General features: G+C 63.9%; 1 protein-coding gene. It reads right to left on the reverse strand.

Features of this window, described 5'->3' with window-relative positions:
• A partial coding sequence (locus tag AACY31_RS28160; RefSeq protein ID WP_339505568.1) for an amino acid adenylation domain-containing protein occupies positions 1-5,505 on the reverse strand: 5,505 nt, incomplete at both ends.

A 5,505-nucleotide genomic window follows, 5' to 3' on the forward strand; every position in this document is an offset into this window, starting at 1 on the left:
GCTTGCGCAGGTAATGGGCCAGGCGGTTGGCCCGCTCGTTCAACGCGCGGTAACTCAGGCGTTGCCCGCCGCGAATCACCGCCACGGCATCCGGGGTACGCTGGACCTGTTCCTCGAACAACCCATGGATCGTCTGTTGTCGCGGATAGTCCGCCTCGGTGGCGTTGAACGTCACCAACAACTTCTCGCTTTCCGACGTCGGCAGGATCGACACCTGCTGCAAGGGCAGGTCCGGCTGCTGCTCAAGCATCGCGACCAGGCTTTCCAGCGTGTGTTGCACATAACCACAAAGCCGCTGCGCACCAATGCGCGCGGGGGTCATGACGGTGAAACTGAACGCCTCGCCCTGATCGTCCACCGACAACATCAACGGGTAGTTAGTACGCTCTTCGCCGCCCAACACCTGGATACCGTTCCAGGCTGACAGCGCCTCGGCCGAGGTCGCCACGGCGGTGTGACGGTAGTTGAGCAAGGCACTGAACAATGGCGTCGGTGCCTGCACACCGCTGCAGCGTTGTGCCAGCGCCAATGCGGCGTGTTCATGACCCAGCAATGCGGTCAGGCGAGCATGGGTTGCTTTCACGCCCGCACGCACACCGGTTTGTCCGACACTGACCCGTAATGGCAAGGTGTTGATGAACATGCCCAGCGCCCGGTCGGCACCCTCGCCTCCCTGCATCCGGCCCAGCAGCACCGTGCCGAACACCACATCGTCCTTGCCCGACACCTTGCCCAGGACTTGCGCCCAAACCAGGTGGTACAAGCTCGCCGCGCTCACCCCAAGCAGACGTGCCTGGGCCCGCAGCCGGCGACTCAGGCCGGCTTCGACGGCCTGGCGGGCTTCCTCGATGTCGCTGCCATCGCCCTGTACATCCTGCAAGCCGAACGGCAGCGTTGGCTCGTCGACGTCACCGAGCATGTCACGGAAGAATATTTCGTGGGCTTCAGCGCTCACGCCCAATCGGGCCTGGGCCACATAATTGCGATACGGCATCGCGACGCCCAACTGTCCAGCCTGCCCCAGCAGATGCGCCTGCATCTCCTGCTGCACCACCTCCAATGCGGTGTGGTCCAGGGCCATGTGGTGGAACAGCAGCATCCCCAGCCAACGATCGTTATCGGCATCGTGGGCATAAACCAGGCGCAGCATCGGTGCCTGGGTAATCTCCAGGCGGTGCTGCCGCGAGTCGAAACGCTCATGTAACTGCGCCGCGACATCTCCAACGGCCGGGTCCAGGATCAGTGCTTGCTGGATCAGCAGTGCCTTGCGCCAGACGACTTGCACTGGCTGTTCGAACCCTTCCCACAGCACCGACGTGCGCAGGATGTCGTGACGGTCAATGACCTTTTGCAGGGCTTGGGAAAAGTCTTCCAGGCGTCCACGATTGTCGAAGGCGAATTGAGTCTGGAGCACATAGGGATCGCCGCACTCGGCGGCCAGGTGATGGTAAAGAATGCCCTCCTGCAGAGGTGCCAGGGGGTAGATGTCCTGCACATTGCCGGCGCCGCCCGGTACCGTCGATGCGATCCGGTCGATGGCGTCCTGGTCCAGGTCAACCATCGGCAACATGTCCGCCGTGATGTGTTCGCAATTCACTGGAATCAGGTTTACCGGGGCACGGACCTCGCGGCCACTGCCGACTGCCGCCGCCAATGCCGCCAGGGTCGACTGGCTGAACAGCACGCCGACGTCGGCGCTCAGCCCCGCCTGGCGCATCCGTTCGATCAGGCTGACGGCCAGCAGCGAATGCCCGCCCAGCTCGAAGAAATGGTCGTGACGGCCGACGCGCTCGACCTTGAGCAGCTCGGACCAGATCCGCGCCAACGCCGTTTCAACCTCGCCTTGCGGGGCTTCATACCCACGCCCCGAATAGGCCTCGCTGTCCGGGATAGGCAAGGCCCGATGGTCGAGTTTACCGTTCGGCGTCAGGGGCAAGGCGTCCAGGCGCATATAGGCCGCCGGCACCATGTGGCTGGGCAGATGCACTTGCAATTGTTCGCGCAGGTTTTGGGCCGTCAACCCTTGATCCAGGCTGTCGTGCGCCGTGTAGTACGCCACCAGTCGCTGGTCATCCGGGGCCTCTCCCACCGCGACGACAACCGCCTCGCGCACACCGACGCACGCGCCGAGCCTGGCTTCTATTTCACCCAGCTCGATGCGCAAGCCACGAATCTTCAGTTGGCTGTCGTTGCGCCCCAGGTAGTCGATGTTGCCGTCCGGCAAATAGCGCCCCAGGTCACCGGTGCGGTACATGCGCGCGTCCTGCACGGTGCTGAACGGGTCCTTCACAAAGCGCTCGGCGGTCAACTGCGCACGGTTCAAATAACCCCGCGCAACCCCGGCGCCACCGATGTACAGCTCACCCGCCACGCCAACCGGAACCGGTTGCAGGTGGGCATCGAGCAAGTAGACCTGGGTGTTGGCTACCGGTCTGCCGATATGCAACACCGCCTGCGAGGCATCGATCCGCCCCGAGGTGGCCACCACCGTGGTTTCCGTGGGGCCGTAATTGTTGATCAGTTCGAAGGGAAGATCGACCGGCAGCTTGCGCAGGCGGTCGCCGCCAATCAGCAAGGTGCGCAGTTGATCGTGCCCCAGGTTACGGCCAAACGCGTATTCGGCAATGGGAGTGGGCAGGAAGCACACGTCCAGCGCCTGGGCCTGCCACCAGTCGAGCAGTGCGCCGACGTCCTCGCTGCCCGCATGGGCCGGCGGCAACAGCAACGTCGCTCCCGCACACAACGAAGGCCAGATCTCCCAGGCCGCCGCATCGAAACCGAAACCGGCGACACTGGAGGTGCGACTGCCACGTTTCACGTCGAAGGCCTGGCAATGCCAGCCCACCAGGTTGCTGAGGTTGCGATGTTCGACCATCACGCCCTTGGGCAGGCCGGTGGAACCGGACGTGTAGATCACATACGCCAGGTGGCGGGCTTCGAGCCCCGACACCTCGGGGTTGGAAACGGATTCGTCCTGCCAATCGGCGCTGTCGAGATCGATCACCGGCACCGAGGCATCGATCAGCAAACTGTGAGTGATGGTCTGCGCCAACACCGCAACCGGTGCACTGTCTTGCAACAGGTAGGCAATACGCTCCGCCGGGTAGGCCGGGTCAACGGGGACATAGCCGGCCCCGGCTTTCAGCACGCCCAACAGGCCGACGATCATGTCCAGGCTACGCTCGACACAGATCGCCACCCGGTCGTCCGGGCAAACGCCCAGCGCCAGCAGACGGTGCGCAACCTGGTTCGCCCGGGCGTTGAGTTCGCAGTAAGTCAATGCCTGGTCGACGTACACCACCGCCATCGCTTGCGGGTGCGCCGCGGCCTGGGTTTCGAATTGCCGATGGATCAGCAGATCATGGGTATACGTCGCCCCGGTCGCATTCCAGGTTTCAAGCAATTGCTTGCGTTCGGCCGGCGGCAAGATTGCCAGGCGGTGCAACGGCGTCTGCGGAGCATGCTCCAGGGCCTCGACCAGGCTTTCCAACGCCACTTGCATATAACCACAGACGCGCTGGGCACCGATCCGGGATTCGACCAACGCCGTCAGGCTGAAATCCTCTCCCAGGTCATCGACGCTCATCGTCAGCGGATAATTGGTGCGCTCTTCGCCGCCCAGGGCCTCGATACCCTCCCAGGCGGACGAGGTGTGCAGCGCGATGGGCTCGGCGACCGAATGGCGGTAATTGAGCAACGCGCTGAATAATGGCGTCGGTGCCATGACGCCACTGCAACGCTGGGCCAACGCCAGGGAGGCATGCTCATGACCCAACAGGCCGGTCAGCCGTGCGTGGGTCGCCAGGACACCGTCGCGCACGCTTTGCGCACCGACCTGCACGCCAATCGGCAGGGTGTTGATGAACATTCCCAATGCCCGGTCGGCGCCTTCGCCGCCCTGCATCCGCCCCATCAGCACCGTGCCAAACACCACCTCTTCGCGCCCCGAGACCCGGCCCAATACCTGGGCCCAGGCCAAGTGATGCAACGCTGCTGCGCTCACACCCAAGCGGCGGGCCTGGGTGCGCAGGCGTCGGCTCAAATCAGTCGCGAGACCCTGCCGGGCTTCCTCGACAAGGCTGCCATCGCCGCGTACATCCTGCAGGCCGAACGGGAGCGTCGGCTCGTCGATGGCACCGAGCATGTCGCGGAAAAACGCCTCGTGCGCTTCACGGCTGACGCCCAGGCAGGCCTGGGCCACGTAGTTGCGATACGGCACCGCCTCGCCCAACTGGCCGGCCTGGCCCAGCAGGTGTGCCTGCATCTCATGTCGCACCACTTCCAGCGCCGTATGGTCGAGCGCCATGTGATGGAAGAGCAAGCTCGCCACCCAACGCTGGTTGAGCGCATCCTCGGCAAAGCGGATGCACATCAACGGCGCCTCACGGATATCCAGGCGATGCTGGCTGGCGTCAAAGCGAGCCTTCAATTGACCGGCGATGTCGCCATCGCCAGTACCGAGGAGCACTTGCTCCACACCCAGCGATGCCTTGCGCCAGACCACCTGCACCGGCTCGTCCAGACCTTCCCAGGCCATGGCGGTACGCAGGATGTCATGGCGGTCGATCACCCCCTGCAAGGCCTGGGTGAAAGCGTCGAGGCGTTCGCGACCGTCAAAGGAAAACTGTGCCTGCAAGACATAGGGATCGCCCTGCTCGGCCGACAGGTGATGGTAGAGAATGCCTTCCTGCAATGGCGCCAGCGGATAGATGTCCTGCACATTGCGCGCACCACCCGGCACGGCCGCCACGATGCAGTCGATGGCTTCCTGGCTCAACGCGGCCAGCGGCAACATCGCCGGGGTAATGTGGGTGCAACCCGGTGGAATCAGGCTGGCCGGGACGTCGATTTCATCACCGTCATGACCCACCGCCGCTGCCAGCGCGGCCAGGGTCGGTTGATTGAACAGCACGCGCACGTCGGCGCTCAAGCCGGCCTGGCGCATCCGCTCGATCAAGCTGACCGCCAGCAGCGAATGCCCGCCCAGTTCGAAGAAGTGGTCATGGCGACCGACTTGCTCCAGGCCCAGCAGGTCCTGCCAGACTTGCGCCAGGACGGTTTCGGTTTCGCCTTGGGGGGCTTCGTAGCCTCGGGAGATGACGGCATCCAGCTGCGGTGTCGGCAGCGCCTTGCGGTCGAGTTTGCCGTTCGGTGTCAGGGGCAGTGCGTCCAGTCGGACGTAGGCCATTGGCACCATGTAGTCAGGCAGTTGTGTTTGCAGGTGCGCGCGCAGGGTTTCGATGTCTACGGTTTCGTCCAGTGAGTTCTGAGTGAAATAGGCGACCAGGCGTTTGTCGCCCGGCACGTCTTCACGTGCCAGGACCACGGTTTCCTTGATGTTTGGCGCCTGGGCGAGCTTGGCTTCGATCTCGCCCAGCTCGATGCGGAAACCACGGATCTTCACCTGGTCGTCGTTGCGGCCCAGGTATTCGATGTTGCCGTCCGGCAGGTAGCGGCCCAGGTCGCCAGTGCGATACATGCGGGCGTTCGCAGCCGTGCTGAATG

Source organism: Pseudomonas sp. RL_105y_Pfl2_101 (assembly GCF_963970585.1).
GTDB lineage: Bacteria > Pseudomonadota > Gammaproteobacteria > Pseudomonadales > Pseudomonadaceae > Aquipseudomonas.